At 68.9% G+C, this 26,817-nt stretch carries 20 protein-coding genes, 2 pseudogenes and 1 riboswitch; of the genes and pseudogenes, 6 read left to right on the plus strand and 16 right to left on the minus strand.

The annotated features are described in order from the left end of the window. The first annotated feature begins 2 nt into the window (after window positions 1-2). The gene (locus tag ASF32_RS12430) at window positions 3-293 is read left to right on the plus strand and encodes a hypothetical protein (protein ID WP_056428532.1); all 291 of its coding nucleotides are present in this window, start codon (window positions 3-5) and stop codon (window positions 291-293) included. A gap of 153 nt (window positions 294-446) precedes the next feature. On the opposite strand, the gene ASF32_RS12435 is transcribed toward ASF32_RS12430, so the two are convergent. The 7 genes from ASF32_RS12435 to ASF32_RS12465 all read right to left on the minus strand — a co-directional run bounded on the left by ASF32_RS12435 (window position 447) and on the right by ASF32_RS12465 (window position 6,257). After that, window positions 447-1,526, minus strand: coding sequence for a UV damage endonuclease UvsE (locus ASF32_RS12435; protein ID WP_200919108.1), 1,080 nt, complete (start codon window positions 1,524-1,526; stop codon window positions 447-449). Window positions 1,527-1,607: 81 nt separating this feature from the next. Further along, on the minus strand, window positions 1,608-2,000 hold the full coding sequence (locus ASF32_RS12440; RefSeq protein WP_056428534.1) for a hypothetical protein: 393 nt from the start codon (window positions 1,998-2,000) through the stop codon (window positions 1,608-1,610). Window positions 2,001-2,031: 31 nt separating this feature from the next. Further along, the gene (locus tag ASF32_RS12445; protein WP_156467783.1) at window positions 2,032-2,238 is read right to left on the minus strand and encodes a hypothetical protein; all 207 of its coding nucleotides are present in this window, start codon (window positions 2,236-2,238) and stop codon (window positions 2,032-2,034) included. A 281-nt stretch (window positions 2,239-2,519) separates the two neighbouring features. After that, window positions 2,520-3,113: a hypothetical protein gene (locus tag ASF32_RS12450; RefSeq protein WP_056428540.1), complete on the minus strand. Its 594-nt coding sequence runs from the start codon at window positions 3,111-3,113 to the stop codon at window positions 2,520-2,522. Between the two features lie 66 nt (window positions 3,114-3,179). After that, window positions 3,180-4,352 carry a zinc-dependent alcohol dehydrogenase gene (locus ASF32_RS12455; protein WP_056428543.1) on the minus strand — a complete coding sequence of 391 codons (1,173 nt, stop codon included), beginning with the start codon at window positions 4,350-4,352 and terminating at the stop codon, window positions 3,180-3,182. Window positions 4,353-4,923: 571 nt separating this feature from the next. Continuing rightward, window positions 4,924-5,622 carry a GNAT family protein gene (locus ASF32_RS12460; protein ID WP_056428546.1) on the minus strand — a complete coding sequence of 233 codons (699 nt, stop codon included), beginning with the start codon at window positions 5,620-5,622 and terminating at the stop codon, window positions 4,924-4,926. Further along, entirely contained in the window at window positions 5,619-6,257 is a 639-nt protein-coding gene (locus ASF32_RS12465) for an FMN-binding negative transcriptional regulator (RefSeq protein WP_056428549.1), read from the minus strand. Before ASF32_RS12465 ends, ASF32_RS12460 begins: the two co-directional genes overlap by 4 nt. Window positions 6,258-6,311: 54 nt before the next feature. On the opposite strand from ASF32_RS12465, the gene ASF32_RS12470 reads away from it, so the two are divergent. From ASF32_RS12470 to ASF32_RS12480, 4 genes and pseudogenes are all read left to right on the plus strand, one after another. Beyond that, on the plus strand, window positions 6,312-7,865 hold the full coding sequence (locus ASF32_RS12470) for a PLP-dependent aminotransferase family protein (RefSeq protein ID WP_156467784.1): 1,554 nt from the start codon (window positions 6,312-6,314) through the stop codon (window positions 7,863-7,865). A 243-nt stretch (window positions 7,866-8,108) separates the two neighbouring features. Continuing rightward, window positions 8,109-8,945 (plus strand): nitrate- and nitrite sensing domain-containing protein, encoded by an 837-nt coding sequence (locus ASF32_RS24530; RefSeq protein WP_162239904.1) that lies wholly within the window; start codon window positions 8,109-8,111, stop codon window positions 8,943-8,945. A 143-nt stretch (window positions 8,946-9,088) separates the two neighbouring features. Further along, window positions 9,089-10,141: pseudogene (locus ASF32_RS24535) on the plus strand (HAMP domain-containing methyl-accepting chemotaxis protein); the annotation flags it as partial. 108 nt (window positions 10,142-10,249) lie between these two features. Continuing rightward, the gene (locus ASF32_RS12480) at window positions 10,250-10,696 is read left to right on the plus strand and encodes a cupin domain-containing protein (protein WP_056428555.1); all 447 of its coding nucleotides are present in this window, start codon (window positions 10,250-10,252) and stop codon (window positions 10,694-10,696) included. 649 nt (window positions 10,697-11,345) lie between these two features. On the opposite strand, the gene ASF32_RS12485 is transcribed toward ASF32_RS12480, so the two are convergent. From ASF32_RS12485 to ASF32_RS12515, 7 genes are all read right to left on the minus strand, one after another. After that, the gene (locus ASF32_RS12485; protein ID WP_056428559.1) at window positions 11,346-12,851 is read right to left on the minus strand and encodes a PepSY domain-containing protein; all 1,506 of its coding nucleotides are present in this window, start codon (window positions 12,849-12,851) and stop codon (window positions 11,346-11,348) included. Then, a complete protein-coding gene (locus ASF32_RS12490) occupies window positions 12,845-15,046 on the minus strand; it encodes a TonB-dependent siderophore receptor (protein WP_156467785.1) in 2,202 nt (733 codons plus the stop codon). Before ASF32_RS12490 ends, ASF32_RS12485 begins: the two co-directional genes overlap by 7 nt. A 297-nt stretch (window positions 15,047-15,343) precedes the next feature. Then, a riboswitch (cobalamin riboswitch) is annotated at window positions 15,344-15,483 on the minus strand. Between the two features lie 97 nt (window positions 15,484-15,580). After that, window positions 15,581-17,920: a TonB-dependent siderophore receptor gene (locus tag ASF32_RS12495; protein ID WP_244483633.1), complete on the minus strand. Its 2,340-nt coding sequence runs from the start codon at window positions 17,918-17,920 to the stop codon at window positions 15,581-15,583. Between the two features lie 308 nt (window positions 17,921-18,228). Beyond that, on the minus strand, window positions 18,229-20,217 hold the full coding sequence (gene fhuB, locus ASF32_RS12500) for a Fe(3+)-hydroxamate ABC transporter permease FhuB (protein ID WP_244483634.1): 1,989 nt from the start codon (window positions 20,215-20,217) through the stop codon (window positions 18,229-18,231). A 67-nt stretch (window positions 20,218-20,284) separates the two neighbouring features. After that, entirely contained in the window at window positions 20,285-21,100 is an 816-nt protein-coding gene (locus ASF32_RS12505) for an ABC transporter substrate-binding protein (protein WP_244483635.1), read from the minus strand. Window positions 21,101-21,170: 70 nt separating this feature from the next. Continuing rightward, a complete protein-coding gene (locus tag ASF32_RS12510) occupies window positions 21,171-22,460 on the minus strand; it encodes an MFS transporter (protein WP_056428576.1) in 1,290 nt (429 codons plus the stop codon). Window positions 22,461-22,501: 41 nt separating this feature from the next. Then, a complete protein-coding gene (locus ASF32_RS12515; protein ID WP_056428579.1) occupies window positions 22,502-23,569 on the minus strand; it encodes a siderophore-interacting protein in 1,068 nt (355 codons plus the stop codon). A 535-nt stretch (window positions 23,570-24,104) separates the two neighbouring features. On the opposite strand from ASF32_RS12515, the gene ASF32_RS12520 reads away from it, so the two are divergent. After that, window positions 24,105-24,887, plus strand: coding sequence for a GNAT family N-acetyltransferase (locus ASF32_RS12520; RefSeq protein ID WP_056428581.1), 783 nt, complete (start codon window positions 24,105-24,107; stop codon window positions 24,885-24,887). Between the two features lie 20 nt (window positions 24,888-24,907). Here the strand turns inward: ASF32_RS12520 and ASF32_RS26485 are convergent. Together ASF32_RS26485 and ASF32_RS26965 are read right to left on the minus strand one after the other, a co-directional pair. Further along, on the minus strand, window positions 24,908-26,143 hold a 1,236-nt coding region (locus ASF32_RS26485), incomplete at its 5' end, for an alpha/beta fold hydrolase (protein ID WP_244483636.1). 1 nt (window position 26,144) lies between these two features. After that, window positions 26,145-26,783: pseudogene (locus ASF32_RS26965) on the minus strand (AMP-binding protein); the annotation flags it as partial. Window positions 26,784-26,817: the final 34 nt, after the last annotated feature.

The following is a 26,817-nucleotide window of genomic DNA, read 5'->3' on the forward strand; positions in this document are numbered from 1 at the left end:
GAATGGCATATGCACCTCCCTCCCGTTACTCGCCGGCCGAGCTGATCGAACAATTGCGCGAAGCCGCCGAGGAGATCGCGCCCGAACTTCCCGGCATCCGGGCGGAGGAGACGCTGGAGGGCGAGGCGGCCCAGACCATCGAGGAGATGGCCGAAGCCCTGATGCGGATCGCGAACGGCGCGCCGCGCCCCCAGGACCTCGCCCGCGCCGCCCTGGAGGCCAAGGCTCCCCTGAAGCCGATCGGCCGCCCCAAGAGCACCGTCGTCAAGATGCAGAAGCCGACGCGCCGCTGAGACCAAGCCTCACTGATCCTGACCTATAGGTCAGGATCAGTGAGATCCGGCAGACGACCGCCGCCGCGCCGTCGCGCGGGCAGACCTCGATGAGTCAAGCTCATCGAGGTCTGGTATGGGACGAGCCAAATCCCCGCGCGGCGAGGCCTCACCTCAAGCCGCAGCGCTCGCGCCCGCGAAGCCCTCCACCTGCAAGATCTCGGCGGCGATGCCGGTGGACGCCAGGTTCTTGCCCTTCGCCTCGATCTCGAAATCGGCCCAGGCGAGGTGCCGGGCCACGAGGGCGTTGAGCGCCCGGTTGCCCATCAGGTGCGAATGGGCCGCGATGTCGCGCCAATTGTGCCCGGCTCCCACCAGGGCGGCGTAATCGGGCAGCGTGTCCGGGTCGTGCCCCTCCAGCAAAGCCTCGCGCGAGAGGCTGATATGGGCGATCGGGCGCACGCCGCGCCAGGAGTCGCGGATGCGGGCGATCCGCTCGTCATCGGGCTCGATATAGACGCCGCCGCTCTGGACCCAGTGGTGGTGCAGGTCGAGCACCACCGGAACGCGGTCGCCCAGGTCCAGCACCGTGTCGAGGCCGAAAGCGTTCTCGTCGTTCTCCACCGTCAGCAGGTCGCGCGCGGTCTGCGAGAGCTTGGGCAGGCTGGCGCGAAACCCGTCGATGCCGGGGTCGCGGGCGCCCACATGGATGTTGATATGGGCGCCATGCGGGTGCCAGCCGGCGCCATACCCCATCATCGCCATCAGCTCGGCATGGTATTCGAGTTCGGAGATGCCGTTGCGCTCGGCATTGGGGTTGCGCGAGGCGATGACGCAGAACGGCCCGGGATGGAAGCTGAGGCGCACGCCGCCCTCGCGCGCGCGCTCGCCGACCCGCGCGAGACCGGCCTCCACGAGGGCGACCATCTCGGGCTCGGCATAGATCGCCCGCGCCACCTCGTGGGTGTAGCCGGGCAGGACGTTGCTCGCCATGCGCAGCAGGCGCTCCAGGGGCGGCCGCGCCGCCACCCAGGCGATCTGCCGTTCCAGCGCCGCGAGGTTGTGCCGGGCGAGGCTCTCGAGCTTGGCCCGCCGCGCCGACGGCGCGAGCTTGTCGAGATGACTCATGGTGGTGTGAGACAGGTTCATGTGAAGCGTCGCCTCGCGGGCGGCCTTCAGCGTCTTGAAACTGGCGGGATCGTCGTCGAGCACGAAATTGCAGCAGAAACCGAGGCGGGGCGTGTCCATCATCATGGGGGGATAACGGCGAGGCCCGGCTTTGGTGTCGCCGGTCCCGGCGGATTCGGGACGCCCCGTGGTCCCTCGCGGCGAGGGTCAATCCAGGCAATGGGTAAAGTACAGCTGCCTGGTCCGCTCGAGAGCCTGGAAGCCCTCGGCGCGCGGGTTGAGGAGTTCCGGCCCCTCCGGGACGCGGCCGAAGAACGCGCTCGACGGATCGGCCACGAAGCCGCGCTCGCCGATATAGAGCCCGTCCCGGTTCTTCACGTTGACCGAGCCGCAGATCCAGCCGCCCTCCGCCTTGCGCAACGCCGTCACCTTCGGGTCGAGCGCGCCGAAACGCTCTCCCACCATGCCGAGAATCGTCGCCGCCACGGCCTTGCCGATGACGGCGTCGGACCCGTCCTCGACCCGCTGCGCCCGCGCGGGGCCGGACAGGGCCGCCAGCAGCAGGAGCGCCCCCGCGACGAGACCGGGGCGGCCGGTCATCGGCCTCGAGCGAACCATGACGCGACGGCCCTCACCGCGCAGAGCCCGCTCCGCCGCCGCCAGCGGTCGCCGGTTTGGCATCGGCGATCAGAATGTCGATGGATTGGCGCACGATCTCTAGGGCGCTCACGCCCTTGGTCGCGGCCTCCGCCTCGACCTTCGCCCGGTCGGCGGACGGCATCCCATCGAAGATTGCCTGCGCGACCCCGACCGACGCGTGCTTGTGATGTTCGCCCACGATCAAACCCGCCGGATGATGGTAAGGCCAAAGCTCTCATTGGATACTAATAAGTATTTCATGAGAACACCCGGAGCCTGCACTCGGAAAAGATAGGCTCTCTTCTTCCTTACATTGCAGCCGAGATCAACTCGTTTCAGGGTGGAGGTTGGGGGGAGCTGTTTGCCCGTCAGCAGGATGACGGAGGAACCTGTGGGTGGGCGTGACCGTGTGCGTGTTCTCCGCCCCTCGGGGCTGCGTTCGGCCCGGAGCGGCAGCATTCCGTAGACCGTAGGACGGGTTCAGGCGTTCGTGAGCGTCCAGGGACGCATCGCCTCGGGGCCGATGATGTCGGGTGGCGGCTTGAAATCACGGGCCGCGCCCCGCATCGCCTCGGGACGCCGTGGGAAGCCGCTCCGGCGGCGGTAATCTCGCCGGACCTTGTCGGACGGGGCAAGGGGTGCTTCCGAAAGGCTCCGCGCACAGATCACATCGACGGCTGTGACGCCGACGAGTGCCACAAGGGCGATCAACACGTTGTCCTTGCGCGAATTCTGCGGATCGAGCCCAGGCAGAACCGTAGCGATATCGAGGGCGTCTCCTGCGACGCGGGCCGACACCCAAGGGGTCGGATCATGCGAGCCCAGGATCCCGGCACCCTGCACGAGTTCACGCACACCGTAGGCTCGGATGACCGGAGCGACGCGCGGCATCCCAAGCCAGCGAGCCAGGGCGTCGGCACACACCACTTCGGTCAGCCCAAGGCCGACAGAGAACCAACCCAACCCACGGGTGAGTTCCCTGGTCCCGGGATCGGGTCTTCGACGCGGCTCCGAGACGAGATAACTCGGCAGAGTCGAGCGCCCGGAAGCGCGGTTCTGGTCGCGGTGAGACATGCGGACGTCCTCCCTGCCGCAGTGGGGCCAAGCCAGCCCGGTCAACAAGACGGGCCGGGGACACAATCAGGGTCTGAGCACCACCTTGATGCAGTTGTCCTTCTTGTCACGGAAGGTCTTGTACATCTCCGGCCCTTGTTCGAGCTTGGCCCGGTGCGTGATGACGAAGGAGGGATCGATCTGCCCGTCGTCGATGCGCTTGACGAGGTCGTCCGTCCACCGGTTCACGTGGGTCTGGCCGGTGCGGATGGTCAGACCCTTGTTCATCAGGGCTCCCATCGGCATCTTGTCGACGAGCCCGCCATAGACGCCCGGAATCGAGAGGATTCCGGCGGGCCGACAGACGTAGATCATCTCGCGCAGCACTGCGGCGCGGTCGCTCTCCAGCATCACCGCCTGCTTCAGCCGGTCGTAGGCGTGTTCGAGGGCGCGGGGGGAATGCGCTTCCATGCCGACGGCATCGATGCACTTCTCCGGGCCCTTGCCGCTCGTCAGCTCGTTCAATCGTTCGACCGCGCTGTCCTGGCTATTGTCGATGGTGATCGCACCGCCGGCGCGCGCCATCTCGAGGCGCTCGGGTACGCTGTCGATACAGACTACCTGTCTGGCCCCGAGCAGAAGGGCGGAGCGCAGCGCCATCTGACCGACGGGGCCGGCACCCCAGATTGCAACCGTATCGGTCGGCTGGATATCGGCCTGCACCGCCGCTTGCCAGCCGGTGGGGAAGATATCACCGAGGAATAGCACCTGCTCGTCGCTGAGATTCTCGGGCACCTTGATGTGCGTCTTATCGGCGAACGGCACGCGGACGTATTCGGCTTGGCCGCCCTGGTAACCACCGGTGAGATGGGTGTACCCGAACAAGCCCGCGGTGGTGTGCCCGAAAACCTTGTCGGCGATGTCCTTGTTGCGATTCGTGCGCTCGCAGACGGAGAAATACCCACGCTTGCACTGGTCGCACTCGCCGCAGATGATCGTGAAGGGCACGACGATGCGCTCACCTTTTCTGAGCGCACCGTTGACGCCTTTGCCTGTCTCGACGACCTCGCCCATGAACTCGTGGCCCATGACGTCGCCCTTCTCCATGCCGGGCATGAAATGGTCGTAGAGGTGCAGGTCCGAACCGCAGATCGCGCAAGCGGTTACCTTGATGATCGCATCTCGATCATCTTCGATCTTGGGATCCGGAACCGTATCGCAGCGGATATCCTGAGTCCCGTGCCAAACCAGTGCTTTCATGGAACGTCTCCCTAAAGCGCAGGAAGGATTTCAAGCCCGTGGAACGATGTGCCTAACTAATAGATATCCCATCCAAAATTGATTTGTGGCGCAACAACATATGATGCAGCCAGAATGACATTCCATTTCGTATATTATGTTGGTTTTCACCGATGTTAATCACGCAGGCTGGACAATGAATAGCCTCTCGATGACTGGATTGGCCTTGGAATGCGGCGGGTTACGTCCAGCGAAGATGAAATGATCCGGATTGTCTCGAGGACACGGACGGCACATCGACTGTCCGGCGGCCCTTATTGGGTTTCGTTCCTCGCATGTGCTCCCGGTGGATAGCGCGATACGATCCATGGCGGCGCCGGCGACGATCAGGTTGCGGGAGGCTCGGGGGCCGACACGATGTCGGACACGTCCGGCGTGAACCTCATCCTCGGTGAAGCCGGAACCGATCTGATCATCTTCGCCGATACAGCGAGCGGCGAGGCGGATGGAGGAGCGGACGACGACGCATTGTTGGACACGTCATCCACACGGTTGCCGACGTCTCGATCGCGATCAGGGGCCTTCGGGGGCTTCACCCCCGCAGGGCCGCGAGGCTCCGGCGCTGGCGGCCCGCGTCGTCGAAATTCTCCGGCGCGAGCCAGGCGGCGAAGGCCTCCCGCAGGCGGGGCCAGTCCGCATCGGTCACCGCGAACCAGGCCGTGTCGCGGGAGCGGCCCTTGGTGACGATGGCGTTGCGGAAGATGCCCTCGAAGGTGAAGCCGTAGCGCAGGGCCGCCGCGCGGGAGGGCGCGTTGAGGCTGTCGCATTTCCACTCGTAGCGGCGATATCCGAGGTCGAAGGCGCGGGCCATCATCAGGGCCATCGCCTCGGTGGCGGCCGGGCTCCGGGCGAGGCCAGGGCCGAACTGGAGATGGCCGACCTCGATACAGCCATGGGCCGGCTCGATCCTGAGATAGGCCGCCAGACCGAGGGCGCGGCCGGTGGCGGCGTCCAGGATGGCATGATGCATCGGGTCACGGCTCCGGGCGATCTCGACCAGTCGCGCGCGATACTCCGCCTCGTCCGCCGGGGGCTCTCCGGGCAGGTAGGTCCAGCGCGCCGGGTCGTGGGCCAGGGCGGTGAAGAGGTCGCCCGCATGACGCTCGGCGTCGAGGGGCTCGATCCGGCAGAACCGGCCCTGCAACGCCTCGCGCGGCGGGGGCGGCGGCGGGCTCCATTCCGGCAGGGCGGGGCCGATCGGCTGGCCGTAACGGTTCACGCGCTCGCTCATGCCCGCTGTCCCATTCTGTCGACGAGATCCGCCATCGCGTCGTCGCCGCCCGCATCGCGGCGCAAGCCCGCCGCGACGCCGGCGCGGTCCGCCTCCGGACGGTTCTGGCTGACCTTCCATTTGCCGGTGAGCCGCGCAATCGGAATCTCGATGCCGACGATCCCCCTGATCTGCGCCGCCGTGAAGGCCGGCGGCGCGTCCGCCACCGACCAGGGCGCGTCCCGCCCCGCCTCCCGCATCCGCGTCAGGTCGTCGATCTGCCGGCGCAGCCAGGCCTCGTCCTCGATGACGCGCGGGCGGCCCCGTGCCTGCACAGTGGCGTAGTTCCAGGTCGGCACGACCTTACCGGTCTCGCGCTTCGTCGCGTACCAGGAGGGCGTGACGTAGCGGTCGGGGCCCTGGAACACGACGAGGCATTCGGCGAGCCCGTCGAGGTCGCGCCAGTGCGGGTTGGCGCGGGCGAGATGGGCCCGGAGCGTGCCCGCCTCCCCCGCCTCGCGGTCGAGCAGGAACGGAACCGGGTTGGCCATCAGCCCGCCGGCGCCCGCGCTCACCAGCAGGCCGAGCGGACAGGCGCGGATGAGGGCGGCCTGGGCTTCGAGATCGTCGCACCGGAAATGGGGCGGCTCGTACATGATGATCCTCGGCGGGGCGTGGTGTTCGCCGCCTCTGTTGACGCGAAGCGGATCATGCGGAAGATCCAATTTCCGCATCCTAACTGGACCAGTTCGACGACGACCCGGCGCCGCCCTCCCCTTCCTCTCCAACTCGCCCTCGACCCGCCGCCGGCCGGCGGACCCCATCGAGCGGAGACGAGCCTGCACGGGCGCGTGCGGGAAGCCGTACGCAACGCGATCCTGTCGGGCCGTCTGCCGCCGGGAGAGCGCCTGCCCTCCTCCCGCAGTCTCGCGGAGGATCTCGGCTGCGCACGCGGCACGATCCTCCTCGCCATCGAGCAGCTCGTGGCCGAGGGCTACCTCACCACGCGTGCGGGCTCCGGCACCCGCGTCGCCGAGACCCTGCCCGACGACCTCCTCGTCCCACGCAATCCGGGCTCCCCCGCCCGCCCCTCGCCCGCGACGGCGGTGCTCTCGCGCCGCGGGGCCGCCATGGCCTCGGCACGGGGCGACGCCCCTCCGATCCCCGACGCCTTCGCCCTCGGCCGTCCCGCCCTCGATGCGTTTCCACGTGAAACCTGGGCGCGCCTGCTCCAGGCCGAATGGCGGGCCGGCCCTCCCAGCCTGCTCCATCCCCTGGGCGAGCCGCGTCTGCGCCGGGCCCTGGCCGCCTATCTGTCGGCCGGGCGCGGGGTCGCCTGTCACGAGGAGGCGGTGATCGTCACGAGCAGCATCCGCCAGAGCCTCCGCCTCCTGGCCGAGCTTCTGCTCGAGCCCGGCGAGGCGGCGTATCTGGAGGAGCCAGGCTTTCCCGGCCTCGCCCATGCCCTGCGGTCGGCGGGCCTGCGCACGGTCCCGGTGCCCTGCGACGCGGCGGGATTCTCGATCGCGCGGGCGCGGTCCATCGATCCCGGAGCGCGGCTGGCGGTGGTCACACCGGCCCAGGGCCATCCCCTTGGTGCCACGATGAGCCTGGAGAACCGCCTCGCCCTCCTCGCCTGGGCGGAGGCGCAGGGTGGCTGGATCGTCGAGGACGATTACGACGGCGAGTACCGCTATGCCGGGCGGCCGCTGGCACCGCTCCACGCCCTCGACCGGGCCGGACGCGTTCTTTACGTCGGCAGCGTCTCGAAGGTGCTCATGCCGGCCCTGCAGATGAGCTACCTCGTCCTGCCGGAAACCCTGGTGGAGCCCGTCCGCCGCGCCCTCACGGGCAGCGGAGGCTTCGCCTCGATCCTCGGACAGGGCGCGCTGGCCCACTTCATCGACGAGGGCCATTTCGGCGCGCATCTGCGCCGGACGCGGCGTCTCTACGGGCAGCGACAGGCCGCCCTCGTCGCGGCAGCCCGCGATCTCCTCGGCGGGCTGCTGGAGGTGCCGCCCCGCGACGGCGGCATGCATCTGGTGGCCCGGCCCCCGGCCGGGGCGGCCTTCGACGATCTCGCGGCGGTGGAAGCCTGCGCGCGTGCCGGCATCGCCACGACGGCGCTCTCGCCGCATTTCGCCGATCCGGTGCGCGCCGAGCAGGGGCTGCTTCTCGGCTATGCCTGCGTGCCGGAGCGTGCCGTCCCCCTGGCCGTGAAACGGATGGCCGAGGCGCTGAAGCCGAGAGGAGGCAAGGCCTGACGGCGGTGTGCCGGCCTTGTCCCGAGACGGTCGACAGCCGACGCGGATGCCGTCCGCCAAACATTCCGTTCAAGCAAGCAACTAGCAGAATGGACAGCGGACAATTCATGCAACTCAAGTCATACACGCGCTGCTCTCGAAATCATCGACAGAACTCATTCATCGCATTCATAACATTTTTAAGCATTCATTATGCGTTTTCGCCGAAAAGATCGAAGCATCTTGGCCGATCAGGGTGCCGGCATGTCTTCCAAGTGGTTCAATACGCTCCGCGCCCGCATCGTTGCGGTCGCCCTGGCACCGTGTCTCGCCTTCGGAGCCGTGACGGCGATCGCGGTCTCTGATCGGGCGACGCAGCGCAACGAGATGATCCGCGTCGAGGCGCTGGCCGGCCTCGCCACGCGGATCAGCGCCTTCCTGCACGAGGTCCAGCGCGAGCGCGGCGCGTCGAGCCTGTTCATCGGCTCGAAGGGGAGCCAGTTCGCGCCCGAACTCGCGGCCCAGCGCGGCCGGACCGATGCCGGCATCCGCGACGTGAGAGCGGCCTTGGACGACCCGGCCTTCGGACGCCGCCGGCAGGCGCTCGAACAGGATCTGGCTCGGCTGGCGGACCAGCGCCGTCGCATCGACGCGCTGGAACTGGCCGGGCCGCAAGCCGCCGCCTTCTATACCGGACTGGTCTCGGAAGGCCTCGCCATCGTCCGCGAGATGGCGGGTCTCGTCGGCAATGCCGCCATCGCGGGGCGGGCCTCGGCCTATTCGGCCTTCCTCACCCTGAAGGAGCAGGCGGGCCAGGAGCGCGCGGCGGGGGCCGCCGCCTTCTCGGCGGGTCGCCTCGACCAGCCGGCCCTCGTCCGGCTCGCCGGCCTGGGCGGCGGACAGAGCTCCGCCGAGGCGCGGTTCCGCGCCGGAGCGGAGGCTGACCAGGCGGCTCTGCTCGACGCGGTGGAAGCCTCCGAGGCCGCCCGTGAGACGGCGCGCCTGCGCAACCTCGCGCTGGACACGGCTTTGGGCGAAAGGTGTCCTTCCGCGACGCGCCGCTCTGGTTCCAGCTCGCGTCGAAGCGGATCGACGGCCTGAAGGGGGTCGAGGACCGCCTGAGCGCCGATCTGGTCGCCGCCGCCGCCGCGAACCGGACGGGGGCGGAGAGCGCGCTGCTGGCCTGGCTGGTCGCCGGCCTCGCCACCTTTCTGCTCTCCGTAAGCCTCGCCTTCGGGCTGGGCGGAGCCATCGCCCGGCCGCTGACCCGGATGGCCTCGGTGCTCGATGCGATCGGCCGGGGGGAGGAGGATGTCGCCGTGCCCCAGGGCGGCCCGCGCGAGGTCAGGGCCCTGTCGAAGGCGGCGGAAGCCTTCCGCGACAGCGTCGTCGAGCGCCGGCTGCATCGCGCCGAGCAGGAGCGCCTGGCGGCCTCGGTGGCGGCTCGGCAGCGGCAGGCCGTACTCAGCCTCGCCGACGAACTCGAAGCGGCGGTGGGCGGCATCGTCGTCACGGTCTCGTCCTCGGCGACCGAGCTTCAGGCCACCGCCCGCAGCATGAGCGCCACGGCGACGCAGACGGCGGCCCAATCCACCAGCGTCGCCGCGGCGGCCGAGGAGGCGGCGGCCAATGTCGGCACCGTGGCGGCGGCGGCCGAGGAACTCGGCGCCTCGGTGAGCGAGATCAGCCGGCAGGTCGACGGCTCGGCCGAGCTAGCCCGCCGGGCGGTCAGCGAAGCGAACCGGACGGCCGACCTCGTCCAGGCGCTCGACGGCTCGGTCTCCCGCATCGGCGACGTGGTCGTCCTGATCTCGCAGATCGCCGGCCAGACCAATCTTCTGGCGCTCAACGCCACGATCGAGGCGGCGCGGGCCGGCGAGGCCGGTCGCGGCTTCGCGGTGGTCGCCGCGGAGGTCAAGGAACTCGCCAACCAGACCGCGCGGGCCACCGACGAGATCGGCCGGCAGATCGGCCTGATCCAGGGGGCGACCGGCGAGGCGGTCAGCGCCATCGGCGACATCACCGCCCGCATCCGCGAAATCGACGTCGTGGCGACCAGCATAGCCGCGGCGGTGGAGCAGCAGGGCGCGGCGACCCAGGAAATCGTCCGCAACGTCGCGGAAGCCTCGAGCGGAACGAGCGAAGTGACCGCGAATATCGGCGGCGTCGCCCAGGCCTCCGAGGAGACCGGCGCGGCGGCGAGCCAGGTGCTTTCGGCCGCCGCCGAACTGTCCTGCCAGGCGGACCGCCTCGGCAGCGACGTCGCCCGCTTCCTCGCGACCGTGCGGGCTGCCTGAGGGGGCGGGCCCGTCTTCCCGGGGGCGCATCGCGGCATCGTCGTTGGGGCGGGCGCGAAAAGCGGGTATCCTGTGCCGGCAATCAGATGGACAGCCCCAGGACGCGCGATGGACAAGGACCCGACACATTCCAGCACGGCCGCCCATGCGGTGTTCGACGTCGCCGCCGCTGTGGCGACCCTGCCGGAGGCCTGTTCCACCATGGTGGCCGACCATCGCTTCGTCGACGTTCCGGCGGCGAGCGCGCGGGTGTTCCGGGTCTATTCGCCGACGCCGCCGCACAGCCACGCCTCCTGCGACGAGTATCTCTACGTGCTCTCCGGCCGCTGCATGATGAAGTTCGCCGACGAGCCGGCCGTCGAGGTCGGGCCGGGCAAGCTGGTGATGTTCCAGCGCGGCGTGGTGCATTCGGTGCCGGAGATCCTGGAGGAGCCGATGGTGTTCCTCTCCGTCGACACGCCCCGCCGCGAACCACGCGACATCCGCTTCGTCTCGGACGGCACCGGCACGCCCGACAGCTTCATGCGCCAATCGCAGCAGGCCCAGCAGCAATAGGGAACGCGCCCCCCCTCTCCCCGCCGGGCGGGGAGAGAACGTCGTCCTCCCCTCGTCGGGAGGCGACGTGAGCCCGGCAGGGCGAGGGTGAGGGGGTATCTCCGGGTATGGCTCCACCGGCCGCGCCCCCTCACCCTCGGCTGCCGCCTCGCCGCGCTCCCCAACGAGGGGGAGACGCGGCCCTCTCCCCGCGCGCGGGGAGAGGGGAATGCGCGCCGGCCTTCGAGCCCAACAGTCTGAGGGCACGTCCCTATTCGGAAATGGCTGGTCCCCCTCTCCCCGCCAGGCGGGGAGAGGACGTCGTCCTCCCCTTGCCGGGAGGCGGCGTGAGCCCGGCAGGGCGAGGGTGAGGGGGTGTTTTCGGATGCGGCTCCTTCGGACGCGCCCCCTCACCGTCGGCTGCCGCCTCGCCGCGCTCCCCAACGAGGGGGAGACGCGGCCCTCTCCCCGCAGGCGGGGAGAGGGGAATGCGCGCCGGCCTTCGAGTCCAACAGTCTGAGGGCACGTCCCTATTCAAAAGAGGCGGGGTTCCCCCTCTCCCCGCGGGCGGGGAGAGGACGTCGTCCTCCCCTCGTCGGGAGGCGACGTGAGCCCGTCAGGGCGAGGGTGAGGGGGTATCTCCGGATGTAACCCGTTCGGCCAAGCCCCCTCACCCTCGGCTACCGCCTCGCCGCGCTCCCCAACGAGGGGGAGACGCGGCCCTCTCCCCGCGCGCGGGGAGAGGGGAATGCGCGCTGGCCTTCGGGCCGATCCGCCGCCAGCCGATGACGAGCCCTGTGATCACCAAGGCTCCGGCGAGCAGGTTCAGCAGCCATTGTGCCGCGTCCCTCGCCGGCGGGTGGCCGACGAGGACCGGCAGGTCGAGGCGGTGGAGCGCTGTGAACAGCCAGCGGTTGACGCGGCCGGAGCGGTCGAGCCGGTTGAGGATCTCGCCGCTCCGCGGGTCGACATGCAGCCAAGTCGCGGCGGGATCGGCAAAGCGCAGGCGCAGGATGGGGAGCGTCCCGCTCGTGAGGGGCGACCAGTAGAGGTCGTGGGTGTCGAGGCGCTCGACGCCCTCCAGCCTCGCGCCCGCCATCGCGAGACCGGCCGCCGCCGCGATCCGGGCGGTCGAGGGCGCGTCTCCGATCGCCCGTTTGCCGGTGCGGTCGATCCCCATCGCGACCCAGTGTCCGCCGATCCGCGCGAGATGCAGGCCGAGGGGCGCATCGGCGGCCAACGCGCGTAGGCTCCCGGTCGTGAGGCCGACAGGGTTGTCCGCCCCGGCATAGGCCTCGCGCAGGTCGGCGGTCGGCGCGAGGGAGGTGAACCAGCGGTTCGGGTTCATCGAGAGCCAGCCGCTGAGGATGAAGGTGGTGAGGCCGATCCCGCCGATAAGCCCGGCGAAATGGTGCCAGCGCGCCATCCCGCGATAGGGCGTGACGCGCCCTCGCGCGTAGCGCCGCCTCAGGCGCAGGCGCCAGATCCCCAGGACGAGGCCGGTGAGCGCCGTGAAGGCGGCGATGCCGGAGATCCAGAGCACAACATCGCGCCAGAGATCGGCGCGAGCGCGCAGCGGCGTGAGATAGACCCAGTGGGTGACGGCGCCGACCCAGTTCCAGCCGCGCTCGAACCGCGTCGTGTCGAGGACGATCTCCCCCGTCCGTTGCGAGACGTAGAGTTCGGTGCCGGCCGCGTCGTTCAACGCGACCTTGTGGAAGGACCGCAGGGGATCGTAGCGCGCCGTCACCGTCCATTGGTCACGCGCGACCTCCTCCACGGACGCGCCGGGACCGGCCCCGGTGAGGCGCCGGGCCGCCTCGGCATCGACCGGCCCGGCCGGCGCGCCGGTCCGCGCCGAGAGGGTGATGCGGCGGCCATCGCAGGACGACATCCGGTAGACCGGCTCGTCGCCGCGCATTTCCAGGTCGAGGCTGCGGGGCATCCGGGTCTCGCCCAACTGGGCCAGCGCCTCGTCCGGCGAGACCGCGACCGCCTCCCACGCCATCGGGCGAAGACGCGCGAGGCGCTCCGTCTCCGTCAAGCTCGGAAACGGCACATAGAGCATCACCAGCCCGGAGCCGATCCAGAGGGCGAAGAGCAGCCCGGTTCCGATGCCCAGCCAGCGATGGCCGAGGACCAGCCACCGCTTGCCCTGCTTGAACAGGCTCACCACGCGACGCTGTAGGCGACCTCGAACGAGCGCGGGCGCCCGAGGATCCAGTTGGTGCCGATCCCGTCCACGGCGTTGCCGCTGATCGCGTAGGTTGTATCGAACAGATTGTAGACGCGAAGGCTCAGGCGCGAGGCCGGGGTGACCTGATGGTCGAGGCCGAGATGGGCCAGGGTGTAGTCGGGCCGCGGCGCGGTGTTGGAGAAGTCGCTGAAGACCCGGCCGACATTCTGCAGCCCGATGCGGGCCTCCCAGTCACGGGCGAAGGCCCAATTGAGCCAGACATTGGCGACGCGCTCGGGCACGTCGATGGGCTGGTTGCCCGCATAGGACACCGCCCCCTCCCGGAACTCGTCGTATTGCGCGTGGAGCAAGGCGAGGTTGGCGTCGATGCGCCAGCCATCGGGCAGGCGCAGGGCGAGCGCCCCCTCCACCCCGTGCGAGGATTGCCGGCCGACCTGGGTCGAGACATTGGGCTGGCCCGGCACCGCCGAGATCAGGTTGTCCTTGACGATGCGGTAGCCAGCCACCGTCCATTCGAGGGCGCCGTTCAGCGCGAGGCCCTTGGCCCCGACCTCGATCTGTTCGCCGGTGGAGAGGTCGAAATTGGCGTTCGTTTGCGACAGGCTGATGAGGCTCCCCACCGGATCGGTGGCGGTGGCGTATTGCACGTAGAGGGCCGAATCCGGCGTCGGGTTGTAGACGAGGCCGAACCGGTAGCTCAGGGCCTCGAACGAGCGCGCGAAGGTGTCGCCGGTCTGCAGGTTGCGGCGGTGCAGGGTCGGCGCATCGAAACGCATTCCGGTGAGGAAGGAGAGTTGGTCGCTGAGGATCAGCCGGTTCTCGGCGAAGACAGAGGCCTGGTTGGTGCTGGTGGCATAGGCCGGGCTGGCGCGGCCATTGGCCGGGAACAGGCCCGGATCGTAGGTGAACGGATCGACGCTGGTGACGAGGCCGCCGCCTGCGCTGGAGAAGTTGTTGGTGTGGCGGAAATCCACGTGGTTGACGTCGAACCCGATGGCGAACTCGTTGCGGAAGCCGAACAGGTTGCCCTTGAACGCCGCGTCGAAGCGGTTCCCGACCTGCTCTTGGTTGTGGTAGATTTCAAGGTAGTCGGACCTGTCGATCCGTCCCGTACCGCTATTGAACCGGTACTGCTCCACATCGAGCCAGTGGCGACGGCTCTGCAGCCGGTAGGCGGTGTTCCGGATGGTGATGTCGGCGCTCGGCGTCCACTCGGTCTTGAGCTGAGTCCAGTTATCGGCCCAGACGATCTTCGCGCCGTCGACATTGTAGTTGTTGTTGCGCAGGGACTGGACGATCCGGCCATTGACCAGCGGCGTGCCCCAGTAGCGCGCGGGCTCCTGGTAGCCGAGATCGTGGCTGAGCGTGACGGCGAGATCGGGGTTGAGCTGGAACAGCAGCGCGCCCGAGACCGCGAGGTTGCGGAAATCCCCGTTCGGGCTGGTCCAGCCGCCGTCGCGGTTGCCGCTGACATTGAGGCGGTAGGCCACCGCATCGCCGATGGGACCGCCGAGATCGACGGCGAGGCGCGCGAGCCCGTCCGACCCGGTGGCGGCGCGGGCGGCATGGATCGGCGTGAAGCTCGGTTTCTTCGAGACCACGTTGACCACGCCGCCGATGGCGCCGTCGCCATAGAGGACGGAGGCCGGGCCGCGCAGCACCTCGATCCGCTCCACGTTCCAGGTGTCGAACGGGAAGGTCACCGTGCCGGCGCCCACGAACAGCCGCGTGCCGTCATAGAGCTGCTGGATCGAGTTCGGGCCGGCGAAGCCCCGGCTGGAGAAGGCGCCGTTGCCGTTGCCCGGCGACGCGATGGTGGTGATGCCGGTGGCGTTCTGCGTCACCGCCTCGACCACCGTGTTCTGGCCCCGGATTCGGGCGGTCTCGCCGCTGATGACATCGATACTGGCGGGGGTCTCCAGCGGCGTCAGGCCGAGGCGACTGGCGCTGCGAGAGGGGGTCGAGAGGTTGAGCCCGACCGGGTTGGCGCGAGTCAGGCCGACCCCGCTCCCCTCCACGGTGAGCTGGTCGAGGGTGACGGCATTCTGGCCGATGGAATCCTGGGCGCGGACCTCGCCCGCGAGCAGGGTCGAGCCGAGGAGTGACGCGAGGAAAGCGGTGGCGCGGGCCGGGGAGATTCGCCCGGGGGCGCGGTGGGTGACCTGTGTGGGCATGTTCGTTTTGGCAAACCGGAGTGACCGCTGGCCGAATGCCGCGCCCCCTCTGCTAGATCGTATGTTATAACGTTACAATACGTCGAACCGGGCAAAATGCCTGCGCGGAGGACCAAACGGTCTCGCCGAGGGCAAGATGTGGAGCGAGTCTGCAATGGAAGGAACAGGGACGATCGGGCATCGCGGGCGAACGGCAGGCGCGGCTCAGCGCAGTGGCACGTCACCGCGAACGAAGCCGATCCCCACGCGAGCGCGGGCCCCGACACCCCACCAGGACACCCCGCCCGATGCGTTTCGCGTGTGACCACGACTGACGGCAGGTCTCCTGGCTCGCGGGTCGACGCCCTCTCATCGGGGCAGCCGCGGCATCGGGCTCAAGACCCTCACCGCGTTCCCTTTTGATCCCCCGAAGGGGAACCGTCATCGTCAGGCTAGTCGAGGGCGAGAGACCGCGTCAACGACGTCACGGCAACAGCCCAAAAGAAAAGCCCCGGATCTTTCGATCCGGGGCCGATCTCATTGGATGCGTATCGCCTACCAGCGGTAGGTGACGGAGCCCGTCACGCGGCGGCCTTCGCCGTAATTGCAGCCGACGAAATTGACCTGTTGCGAGCAGGTGCCGACATAGACGCGGTCCGTGATGTTGTTGGCCGCCACCTGGAAGCGCCAGTTCTCGTATGTGTAACGGAGCGATGCGTCGAAGAGGACGTAGTCCGGCACGCGGATGTTGTTCTGGGGATCGCCGAACGATTCCCCGATGTAGCGGACACCGCCGCCGATCCCGAGTCCGCGGAACATGCCGGTCTGGATCGTGTAATCCAGCCAGGTCGCGGCAGTGAAGTTCGGCACCTGGATCGGCCGCTTCCCAACCGCGCTGGGATTGCCGTCCGGCGCATTGTCCTTCGTCACTTCGGCCTGCAGGACCGTGAATGACGAGATGAGCTTCAGGCCGTCGAGGAGGTCCACGGTGGCCTCGCTCTCGAAGCCTTTCACCTCGACTTCGCCGTTCTGATAGAAGGCCTGCTGCAACGGATCGCTGGGGTTAAAGAACAAGGCGTTGGTCTTCTTCGTATTGAACACGGAGAAAAGAACCGATGTGGCTTGGCCCGGCGGCTGGAACTTCACGCCGGCCTCGATGGTCTCGCCGATCTCGGGCTTGGCCGGGGTTATGTTGTAGGTGAGCGGCACCGCACCGATGCCGGGCACGACCGCGATCGTGCTGTTCTGGAGGAAGACCGGCAACACATTGAACGAGCGCGCGGCCGAGACATAAGGCGTCAGGCCGTTGTCGAAAAGATACGAGAGCCCGACCCGGCCGCTATAGGATTGCGCGTCCTGGTTCGCGCCGAAGCTCGTGGGAATGCCGTTCGGGAACGGGACGGCGTTGAGCATTTGGCGCACGGTATCGATGACCGGGTTCTGAGCATCGGTCTTCGTCGTCACCCAATCGTAGCGGGCGTTCATGCTGAGCAGCCAGCGATCGTAGAACTTGACCTGATCCTGAGCGTAGACGCCGACTTGCTCCTGCTGCAACCGTGACAGGAGGGAGCGCGGAAGTTGCGCGACGGGTTGGCCGTAGACCGGATTGAGGATGTTGAGCGGGCCGACGAACGGGCCGATCCCGAGCAGGCCGAAGCTCGTACCGCCGTACTGGTCGCTCTTGTTGTTGATCTTGCTGTAATCGACCCCGAGCAGCGCGGTGTTCTTGATGTTGCCGAACTGCGCATCGTGCTGGAGCTGGGTATCGACGGTGAAGACGCCGTAATCCTCAAGCCAGGTCTGAGCCTCGCGGGTGACGGTGTTGGGCATCGCCGGATTGGTGACGCCCGTGGAGTAGATCGCGTTGTAGTCGGTCGAGGCATGGGCGTAGCGCAGGTTCTGGCGCACGGTCCAATGGTCGTCGAACCGGTGTGAGAACTGGTAGCCGCCCTCGAAATGCTCGGCGAGGAAGCGCGAGAAGCCCGGCTCCCCGAGGAAGCGGCTGCGCATTTCCGACTTATTGGGATTACTGCCCCGGGTGTATTCGCGAGGGATGGCACGGAACGTGTCGCCGGTGCGGTCTCTCTGATAATTGCCGAGCACCGTCAGGCTGGTATCCGCCGAAGGCGCGAAGGTCACCGCGGGCGCGATGTAGATTCGGTCCAGCGGCGTGTAATCCACTTGCGTGCCGCCTTCGCGCAGCAGGCCGGTGATCCGGTAGAGGATCGTCTTCTCAGGGTTGAGCGGGCCGCTCAGGTCGAAGCCGAACTGCTTGCGGTTGAAGCTGCCATAGGAACTAAAGATTTCCCGCAGCGGCTCGACCGTCGGCTTCTTGGTGATGAAGTTGACGAGGCCCCCCGGATCGTTGAGCCCGAAAAGGCCCGAGGTCGGGCCGCGCAGCACGTCGATGCGCTCCACGCCGTAGGGCTCGATCGGGAAGCCGGAAAAGCTCGTCTGTGGCAGACGCATCCCGTCCTTGTAGATGCCGCGCTGAGTCTGGTCGAAGCCACGGATGATCAGCTGGTCGAAGCGGCCATCCTGCCCCTGGGGCGACGCGAGGATGCCGGCGCTGTAGGCGAGCGCATCCGCCAGGTTCTCTGCGCCGCGATCCTCGAGCTGCTTCTGCGTAACCACGGACACCGACTGGGGAATCTCCCGCAGGGTCGCGTTGGTCTTCGTTCCCGACATGCTCCTGGGCACGACGTAGGAATTGGCGGCCGTCACGCCACCTCCATTGCCGCCTCCCGAACCATTTCCGGAGCCCTGCACCGATAAGGTATCGAGCTGCACCGCCGCCGTGCCGCCCGGAGCGGCTTGGGCGAAGGCTTCCCCGCTCCACAGGGCGGGAACCATGGCGAGCAGCGCCACGGTCGAGACGCCGGCGAGGCAGCGCATGCCACTCACGGCTTTGTGAGAGAACGTGCCAGAAGAGAGCAACATGCCATCAGACATAGGGAAGACCTTGATCGTCGGAAATACGGCGCAGACCTGATTGGTAAAGAACGAGATTTCCCTGTCGATGCATCGCGTAGAACGATTCAAAAACAAGATCGGGTCTCGACAAGACGAATCCACACGGCGTCTTTGTCAGCAAGTCAAAGTTGAGATTTAATGACAAAAGTTGCGGCGGCGTTGCCTAAGAAACACAACCCTTCTTTGGAACAATTCAATTCAAGCGCCGCAAAAAACTTGTCGAAAGACGATCAACGGCGGGCCAACAGCCACATCAGGAACGGCCCGCCGACGAGGGTCGCCACCAATCCGGCGGGAAGCTGGTAGGGGAAGAACGCCATCCGTCCGACGAAATCCGCCGCGACCATGATCAGCGCCCCTGCGATGGCCGCACCGGCGAGTTGCGGCGCGGCCCGGGTCAGGCCCGCCAAGCGCGCCACCTGCGGCCCGACGAGGCCGACGAAGCTCAACGGCCCCGCCACCAAGGTCGCCGCGGTGGTGAGGATCGCCGCCAAGGCCAGGATGACGAGACGGCTGCGGCGCAGGCCGAGCCCCAGCGAGCGGCCCGTCGGAGCGCCGAGGGGAAGCAGCTCGAGCCAGCGGGTCAGGGCGGGAAGGCAGGCGCCTCCGAGGACGAGGATGGCGATGGCAGCGACGGCATCCTCCGGCGCCACCCGCGCCGTGGACCCCGCCGTCCACCCGAGCAGCATCACCACGGAGGGATCGCCGCTGATCATCAGGATGGTGAGGAGGGCGCCGAACCCGGTGGTGAGGCCGATGCCGGCCAGCAGCATCTGCTCGGGCACGGTGTCGGCACGGCGGCCGAGGCTCGCGATGGCCAGGAGGGTCGCGAGGGCCCCGAGGCTGCCGGCGACGAGCAGCGCCATCCGGTCCGGCGTGCCGAGGACGATCGTGACGGCGACGAGGCCGAGGGCGGCCCCGGAACTGATCCCGAGCACTTCGGGGCTCGCCAGGGGATTGCCGGTGAGCCGCTGCAGCAGGGTGCCGGCGATGGCCAGCATCGCGCCGGCCGCGAGCGAGGCGGCGATACGGGGCAGGCGCCAGGGAAGCAGTTCTTCGAGGCCGGCCCCGAGGCTCCAGTGCCAGCCGGCCGTGTCGCGGCCGAGGGTCAGCGCGACGAAGACGAGGAGGGCCAGCGACACCGCTCCGACCAGGATCAGGCGCCAGGGTCGTGCGAGCCGCGCCGAGGCTCCGCCCGCCGGGCGATGCAGCGCGCCGACGCCACGCAGGCGCGGCAGCAGCCAGAGCAGCATCGGCACGCCGACGAGGGAGGCCAGCGCCCCCGTCGGCACCTGTGCGATGGGGGCGAGCGCCAGGACCACGGAATCGGTGAGCCAGATCAGGGCGGCCCCGAGCAGGGGCGCGGCGATGAGACGGGCGCGCAGCGTGCGCGTGCCGGTGAGGCGGACGAGGATCGGCGCGGCGAACCCAACGAAACCGATGACGCCCACCCCCGCCACCACGAAGCCGCCGAGCGCCACCGCGACGGCCACGGCGAGGAACCGGACCCGGCCGAGGGAGAGCCCGAGGCTCTTCGCGTTCGCCTCGTCGAGGTCGAGCAATGCGAGCGGCCTCGCCATCAGCGCCACCAGAAGGGCGGCGACGGCGAGGCGGGGCGCGAGATAGGCCGGCGCGCTCCAATCGTTCATAGCGAGCGAGCCCGCCCCCCAGACGAACAGGCCGAACAGCCGCTCCTGGTGCAGGATCACGAGGAGGGTCTGGATCGCCCCGCAATAGAGCTCGACCACGAGCCCGGCCAGCAGCAGCCCCAGGGGCGCGAAGCCCTTGGCACGCCCCAACGCGAAGACCGCCAGCACCGCCAGGGCGGAGCCGGTGAGCGCCACGGCCTCCCGGCCCTGCGAGAAGAGGCCGGGCGCGAACAGCGAGGCCAGGGCCAAGGCGAGCTGCGCCCCGGCCGAGATGCCCAGCGTCGAGGGCGAAGCGAGGGGATTGCGCAGCACCTGCTGCAGCACCAGCCCCGACAAAGCGAGGGCGGCGCCGGCGAGCCATGCGGTGACGATCCGCGGTAGCACGCTCTCATGCAGGATGACCTGCGCGATGTCGGTCCAGTCGGGACTCCACAAGGCTTTCAGCGCGAGGCCGAGCGGCATGTCGGCCGTGAGCGTGCGCAGGGTGAGGAGCCCGGCCACGAGGGCCACCGCGCCGATGAGGAGCCATGTTCCGCCGATCCGCGAGCGGCGCGGCGCGGGGGCGGCCAAGCCTAGTTCAGCCAAGTTTGGTTCAGCCGAGCCCGATTCCCCCAAGCCCGATCCGGCCAGTTTCGCATCAGCCACGGGGGCAATCCCGCTTGGAGAGATCGGTCATCAGTTCCGCGAAGCGCGCGATGGCCGGCAGCCCACCGTAGAACCAGACCGGCGGCACGACGTCGACATGGTGCTCGCGCACCGCCGGCAGCGTCTGCCAGAGCCGGCTTCCGGCCAGCGCCTTGGCCGCATCCGACCGGATCGGCCCGACATGGACCATGCGGGCATCGGCCGGACCGGTGGCGAGCTGCTCGATCCCCACCGCCGTGAAGCCGGATGCGTTGCTGGCGCCGGTCCAGGCATTCTCGATGCGGAGGCGGTCGAGCACGGTCTGGAACAGGCTGGTGCGGCCGTAGACCACGATGTTGCGGTGATCGACGATCCAGACGAGGTAGGTCGGGTGCCTCTCGGCCGGGCAGGCGCTCGCCGCCGCGTCGGTGAGGATCGCCTCGGTGCGTGCCTCTAGGGCCTTGGCTTCATCGACGCGGCCAAGACGCAGAGCGATGCGCATGGTCTCCGCCTTCGCCCGCTCGTAGGGATCGCCCCCGGCATTGGCGATGGAGACCGCTTCCGTCGGGGCGATGCGCGACAGGAAGCTGCCCTGCGTCGCCACCTGGATCGGGTTGGCGAGGATGAGGTCCGGCTTGAGGCTCGCCAGCACTTCGAGGTTGGGCTCCACGACGAGGCCGAGATCGACCACGCCCTCGGGGAGCGCCGGCTCCACCACGGTGCGGTTGTAGTTCTCGGGCTGCGTCACCGCGATCGGCACGATGCCGAGGCCGAGGAGGAGTTCCACCGCGCTCCAGTCCAGGGCCGCGACGCGCGGCTGCGCGGGCATCTTTTTCTCCGCGCGCGCGGGCAGACAGGCCAGCACGAAGAAGCAGGCCGCCAAGCCGACAACGGCCCTTCTAGCGCGCATCGACGGCAGCCAGGGCGAGATCGCCGGCCTTCCTTTTCGCCTCCGGAGCGAGGCTCGCATCCCGCAGGGCGGGCGTGAGTGCCGCAATGGCGGCGGTGGCGGCGAGGCACAGGCCGCCGCCTGCCGCCATGGCGATCCGCGCCGAGGCGAGATGGGCTGTGGTGCCCGCCTGCATCCCCCCCAGAGCCGGGCCGATCGTCTCCTCCAGCACCCACAGGCTCGACACCCGGCCGAGCATCGCGTCCGGCGTCGCGCGCTGGATCAGGGCCGCGCGCAGGATGCCGGCGAGGCTCGCGGCGGCGCCGAGGGCGGCAAGGCAGAACAGGGCGGGAGCCATGCCCTCACTGAAGCCCAGCGCGATGCAGGCGCAGGCCCAGACAGCGACGCAGGCTACGAGCCAACGCCCGGCGAACGGGCTCGCGCCGGCCCGGCCCGAGGCCAGTGCGCCGAAGAGCGCGCCGACCGAAGGGGCGGCATAGAGCAGGCCGATACTGTCGGGCCCTCCGCCGAGCCCATGCGTCGCGAGTTCGGGCAGCAGCACGTAGGGCACGGCGAAGACCAGGGCGACGAGATCGACGAGGAGCAGGCTCAGCACCAGGGGCGAGCGGGCGATGTAGCGCAGGCCCCCCATGAAGCCGGCCTCGTCGGCGGCGAGCACGGGAAGGGGCGCTCCAGCGGACGGGCCGGCCAGCGGCGGCAGCGGAGGTAGGAACCCGAGCACGATCGGCGTGATGCCGGAGATGAGCGCGACAACGCCGTAGCAGGCGACGAGCCCCGCGCCGGCGGTGATCGCCCCGGCCAGGAACGGCCCGGCAATGGCGCCCGCCTGCGCCGCGACGGCGGTGAGCGCGGCGGCCCCCGACAGGTGCTCGCGCCCGACGAGGGCCGGGGTCGCGGCCATGATCGCCGGCATGCCGAAGCCGAAGGTCGAGCCGCCGACTACGGCCGCCGCGTAGATCGGCCAGACCATCGGGGCCGCGAGGGCGGCGTTGGCCATGAGGATCAGGATGGTGAGGAGATGCGCCGTGCGCGACCAGACCATGACCGCGCGGCGGTCGTAACTGTCGGCGAGCCAGCCGCCGACGATGAGCGCCAGCGCCATCGATCCCGCGACGGCCGCGTTGAGGAACGCCACCTGCAGCGACGAAGCGGTCAGCGCGTACATCTGCAGGCTCACGGCGACGCCGAGCACCCCGAAGGCGAGGAACGAGGCGGCCCGCGCCGCATAGAGCAGCTGGAACCCGCGGCTCGCCCGCAGGGGAGACAGGTCGAGCATCATGGAATCATGCCGCCTCGGATGACGCTCTTTGACATCACGCTTCAATCCTCGTCCTTGGCGTCTTCGTCGGCGCCGCGCCGCCAATAGGCCACGGCGAGATGCTGGTCACGGGTGAGGCCACAGGTCTTGCGCCAATGCGCCCGCAGGGCCTTGAACGCATCGAATTCCGAGCCGGCCCAGGCGAAGACCGTGCGATCCTGCGGGAACGGGATCGCCCGGACCGCATCCGCCAGGAGCGTGGTCGTGCCGGGCGGTGCGCTGTTGCGGTGGAGCCAGCGCAGCTCCACCCCCTCGGGCCGGTCGAGCGCCTGCTCGTCGGCCGGCCCATCGACCTCGATCACCGCGACCCCGCCGACATGGCCCGGCAACCGCCCGAGGATGCGACCGATGGCCGGCAGGCCGGTCTCGTCGGCGGCGAGACAATACCACTCCGCCGCGCCGACGCTGCGGCCGCCGGGGCCGAGCAGCCCGACCACGTCCCCGACCTTGGCGCGTTTCGCGAAGGACGCGCCGGGACCGGCGTCGTGATGCATGACGAAGTCGATGTCGATCTCGCCCGCAGCCGCGTCGATGCGACGGATCGTATAGGTCCGCATGGAGGGCGCGCCGTCGCCCTGCGGCCAGACCGGGATGCCGTCGATTCCCGGCACGGGCCATTGCGGCGGATGGCCGGCGGGCGGGATGATGACATGCACATGCATGTCGAACGCGTCGTAGCGGGCCAGGTCCGCGCCGATGAAGGTGACCCTGCGCATATGCGGCGTGAGATCGACGACGCGCCGGACCGTCACCTCGCGCAGGCTCGGAATGGTCTCGTCGGCGCAGCCGTCGCCGGTCCAGACGATGGAGGCGTCCGTCGCGCCGGGAAGCTCCTGCAGATGCGAGGCGAGCATGAACTTGACGACGGCGAGGGAGGTCTCGTCGGCGGCCTCCGCCTTGAGGGCGAGCAGGCCTTCGGCGGCGACGAGGGTTCCGGTCCCGACGTCGAAATCGACCCGGCCGCGTCCCGGCTCGTGAAGCACGGGGATGTCGTGTTCGAGGAAATGCTCGCACAGATCCGCGATGTAGCGCCCGGCATCGGCGAGGCGGACCTGGGCTTCGGAAGCCATGGCTATCACGAGATGTTCTCCACGAGAGCGGGGCGAGATGAGGCCGAGCCTCGATTTGATCGATGACCGTAAAGGACTGAGCAACGCAAGGCAGCGCTTGAATATTCCGACACCTTCATCGGCTCAAACCACCATGTATAGTATCGATCTCGACCCGGATCATAAGCATGATACTCGGACCTGTATTTGATTCACGCCATGCCCACAACCCAGGGATGAGCTTGGGGCGATCGGGCTCTCCGCATCTCCGGTGTCGGTGTGCCTTCAAGGCAGGGGATGCTGCGAGCCTGACGGAGCGCCGTTCGAACCGGGCGGGTAGAGATCCGGTCGACCTGCCATGTCGAGGTAAATCTTTCCAGTCGCATCTATATCCGGTACGGATTTTCATCATTCCATTTGCAAGATAAATCCGTTCTCTACTAAGATATGGACAAACCGAAATGAAACCCCATATTCTTGGGCGTTCGCAGCCTGAACCGATCGATACTCTTGCTGCATAAAGCCTTATTTTTATGAGACTCTTCTTGGAGAATGCATGACGGGAATCGCCTTTCGCGAGATGCTCGACGCCCATTGCCTGATGCAGTCGGGCTGTTACGTCTCGGATGTCGAAACCGCGCCCGATGGCGGACGCTACCTCTGGTCCGCCGCCATTCCGGAACCGGGCTTCAATGTCGGCGTGGAGACCACCGATCTGTCCTGGGTCCGGGCGGCTTCCGCGAAACGCGAACGCCTGCCGGCCCTTCTCGTCACCGAGGACCGGAACCGCGACAGGCTCGGAACCCATCCCGACCTGCAGGCCGCCTTCCCGACGCGCTGGATGGTCGGCGACTGCAGGCAGGCGCAGACGCCGGTCATGCCGGGCGGGCTGACCCTCACGGCGGAGGCGAAGGCCGCGCCCGGCGAGGCGTATCTGTCGGTCTGTCGCGGCCTCTACGACGACGAGGGCGTGAACGCGATCGCCGAGGCGGTGTTCCTGCCGGTGCTGCGGGAGGCCCGGCCGGTCGAGGGGGTGGAGGCGCATCATCTCACGGTGAGCGAGGACGGCGTCCCGGTCGCCTGCGCCTCGCTCTACCGCTCGGGAGGCCTCGCGGGCCTCTACAATGTCGGCAGTCTCGCGAGCCGCCGCGGGCGCGGTCTCGGCGCCCTGGTCACGCGGGCGGCGATCGAGACGGCGAGACGAGAGGGCGCCGAGACGGTGATGCTGCAATGCGTGGCCGGCGGCCATGTGGAGCGGCTCTATGCCGGCCTCGGCTTCACCGCGGCGGCGAGCCCGACGCTGATGGTGTTCTCGCATGGCGACGCGTCCGCGGAATGACGCGATAGCGGTCTCGCCCCTCACAGCGAGGCCGCGAAACTGTCGTGGAACATCGTGGAATCCACGATCTCCCGGTGGGTGACGTAGGGGATCACGGTCACCTGTTCCACCCGGTTGGAATAGCGCCCCCAATCCACATGGTTGAGGCCGCGCTCCACCGAGCGGCCGGCGAGCCAGACCCGGATCGGGCAATCGAATTTGTCCGCCCGGTAGCGGCGGTACAGCAGCGTGTTGTCGACGAAGGTCCAGAGTTCGTATTCCTTGCTGCCGACGCCCGGCCCGTCGAGGGGCAGTGGGTCGGGGGCGGCCGCCACATAGGCGAGGAACTGCTCGTGGAGTTCCGGGTCCATGCGCCGGAACAGGTCCTCCCAATCGGCCCGCATCGGCGAGCGCTCCAGCCAGGACGCGACGTTCTCCTGAAGGTGGCGGCGATGCTCCGGCGTCAGCACCGGCAGGGCGCCGACGGCAAAGCTCACATCGATGTCGCAGACGTCGAGCATGCCGACGAAGGAGAGATCGATGCGCGAGCCCAGCATCCGCGCCGCCTCGTAGGCGAGGACGCCGCCCCAGGACCAGCCGAGCATGGTGCAGGGGCGTCCGGCGCTCTCCTTCTCGATGATCTCCGCGTAGCGCGCGGCGATGTCCTCCACCGAGACCACGCTCTTGCGCGCGTCGGTGAGGGAGTAGCAGACGAAGCCGGTGACCGGCTGGTCCGGCCCGAGACGGCGGACCAGGGGCGCGTATTCGCGGGTGTTCACCATCAGGCCGGGGAAGCAGTAGAGCATCGGCCGGTCACCCGTCGCCCGCAGGCGCACCACCTGCGCGGTGCCGACCGCACCGGCGGTGAGCGCGGCGGCCAGGGTCTCGACGCTCTGGTTGTTGAAGATGTCGGCGATGGTGGGGCTACGCTCCGGGAAGGCCGTGCCGAGGGCGGTGAGGACGCGCAGGGCGGTGAGCGAATTCGCCCCCGCCTCGAAGAAATTCCGGTCGGGGGGGATGGCGGCGAGGCCGAGCGCCTTGGCCCAGATGTCGGCCACCACGGTCTCGGTGGGGGTGAGCGGGCGCGAGGGGCCGCTTAGCCCCTCCGCCAGCGGAGCGGGCTCCGGCAGGGCCGCGCGGTCGAGCTTGCCGTTGGGCGTCAGCGGTAACCGATCCAGCGCCACGATCCGGCTCGGGACCATGTAGTCCGGCAAGCGTCGGGCGAGCTCCGCCCGAAGTGCCGTAGGGTCGAACTCCGCCCCGGCCGCAGTGACAACNCGCCACGATCCGGCTCGGGACCATGTAGTCCGGCAAGCGTCGGGCGAGCTCCGCCCGAAGTGCCGTAGGGTCGAACTCCGCCCCGGCCGCAGTGACAACGTAGGCCACCAGCATCGGACCCGCCGGGCCCTGGCGCAGGCCCGCCGCCGCGCCGGCCACGATCTCCTGCGCCAGCAGAGCCGCCTCGACCTCGCCGAGTTCGATCCGGAACCCGCGCAGCTTCACCTGCGCATCGGCCCGGCCGAGATACTCCACCGTCCCGTCCGCCCGCCAGCGCGCCAGATCCCCGGTGCGGTAGAGTCGGCCGCCTTCCCGACCCGACAGCTCCGGGAACGGGTCGGGGATGAACCGGTCCGCCGTCTGCCCGGCCTGGCCGAGATAGCCCCGCGCCAGAGCGTCACCGCCGAGATGCAGTTCCCCGGTGACGCCCACCGGCACCGGCTGCAACGCCGCGTCGAGGATGTAGGCCCGGCGATCCCCCACCGCCCGGCCGATCGGCGCGTAGGCCCCCTCCACCGCGTCGCCGGCCCGGGCCCGCCAGACCAGCGGCGAGATCACCGTCTCGGTCGGGCCATAGCCGTTGATCAGCAGGGTCGGGTCGAGCGCCCGGCCGATCAGTCCGAAGCTCTCCCGCGACAGCGCCTCGCCGCCGAAGCTGTACGAGCGCCGGCTC

Origin of the sequence: Methylobacterium sp. Leaf91 (assembly GCF_001422815.1) — a bacterium.
GTDB lineage: Bacteria > Pseudomonadota > Alphaproteobacteria > Rhizobiales > Beijerinckiaceae > Methylobacterium.

Excerpts from the sequence above, each read along its gene's own strand:
- ASF32_RS12515 (WP_056428579.1), bottom strand. The coding sequence starts at position 23,569 with ATGGCTTCCGAAGCCCAGGTCCGCCTCGCCGATGCCGGGCGCTACATC.
- ASF32_RS12435 (WP_200919108.1), bottom strand. The coding sequence starts at position 1,526 with ATGATGATGGACACGCCCCGCCTCGGTTTCTGCTGCAATTTCGTGCTC.
- ASF32_RS12440 (WP_056428534.1), bottom strand. The coding sequence starts at position 2,000 with ATGACCGGCCGCCCCGGTCTCGTCGCGGGGGCGCTCCTGCTGCTGGCG.
- ASF32_RS12460 (WP_056428546.1), bottom strand. The coding sequence starts at position 5,622 with ATGAGCGAGCGCGTGAACCGTTACGGCCAGCCGATCGGCCCCGCCCTG.
- ASF32_RS12520 (WP_056428581.1), top strand. The coding sequence starts at position 24,105 with ATGACGGGAATCGCCTTTCGCGAGATGCTCGACGCCCATTGCCTGATG.
- ASF32_RS12465 (WP_056428549.1), bottom strand. The coding sequence starts at position 6,257 with ATGTACGAGCCGCCCCATTTCCGGTGCGACGATCTCGAAGCCCAGGCC.
- ASF32_RS12490 (WP_156467785.1), bottom strand. The coding sequence starts at position 15,046 with ATGCCCACACAGGTCACCCACCGCGCCCCCGGGCGAATCTCCCCGGCC.
- ASF32_RS12495 (WP_244483633.1), bottom strand. The coding sequence starts at position 17,920 with ATGCGCTGCCTCGCCGGCGTCTCGACCGTGGCGCTGCTCGCCATGGTT.
- ASF32_RS24530 (WP_162239904.1), top strand. The coding sequence starts at position 8,109 with ATGTCTTCCAAGTGGTTCAATACGCTCCGCGCCCGCATCGTTGCGGTC.
- ASF32_RS12470 (WP_156467784.1), top strand. The coding sequence starts at position 6,312 with ATGCGGAAGATCCAATTTCCGCATCCTAACTGGACCAGTTCGACGACG.
- ASF32_RS12505 (WP_244483635.1), bottom strand. The coding sequence starts at position 21,100 with ATGCCCGCGCAGCCGCGCGTCGCGGCCCTGGACTGGAGCGCGGTGGAA.
- ASF32_RS12480 (WP_056428555.1), top strand. The coding sequence starts at position 10,250 with ATGGACAAGGACCCGACACATTCCAGCACGGCCGCCCATGCGGTGTTC.
- ASF32_RS12450 (WP_056428540.1), bottom strand. The coding sequence starts at position 3,113 with ATGTCTCACCGCGACCAGAACCGCGCTTCCGGGCGCTCGACTCTGCCG.
- ASF32_RS12510 (WP_056428576.1), bottom strand. The coding sequence starts at position 22,460 with ATGATGCTCGACCTGTCTCCCCTGCGGGCGAGCCGCGGGTTCCAGCTG.
- ASF32_RS12455 (WP_056428543.1), bottom strand. The coding sequence starts at position 4,352 with ATGAAAGCACTGGTTTGGCACGGGACTCAGGATATCCGCTGCGATACG.
- ASF32_RS12430 (WP_056428532.1), top strand. The coding sequence starts at position 3 with ATGGCATATGCACCTCCCTCCCGTTACTCGCCGGCCGAGCTGATCGAA.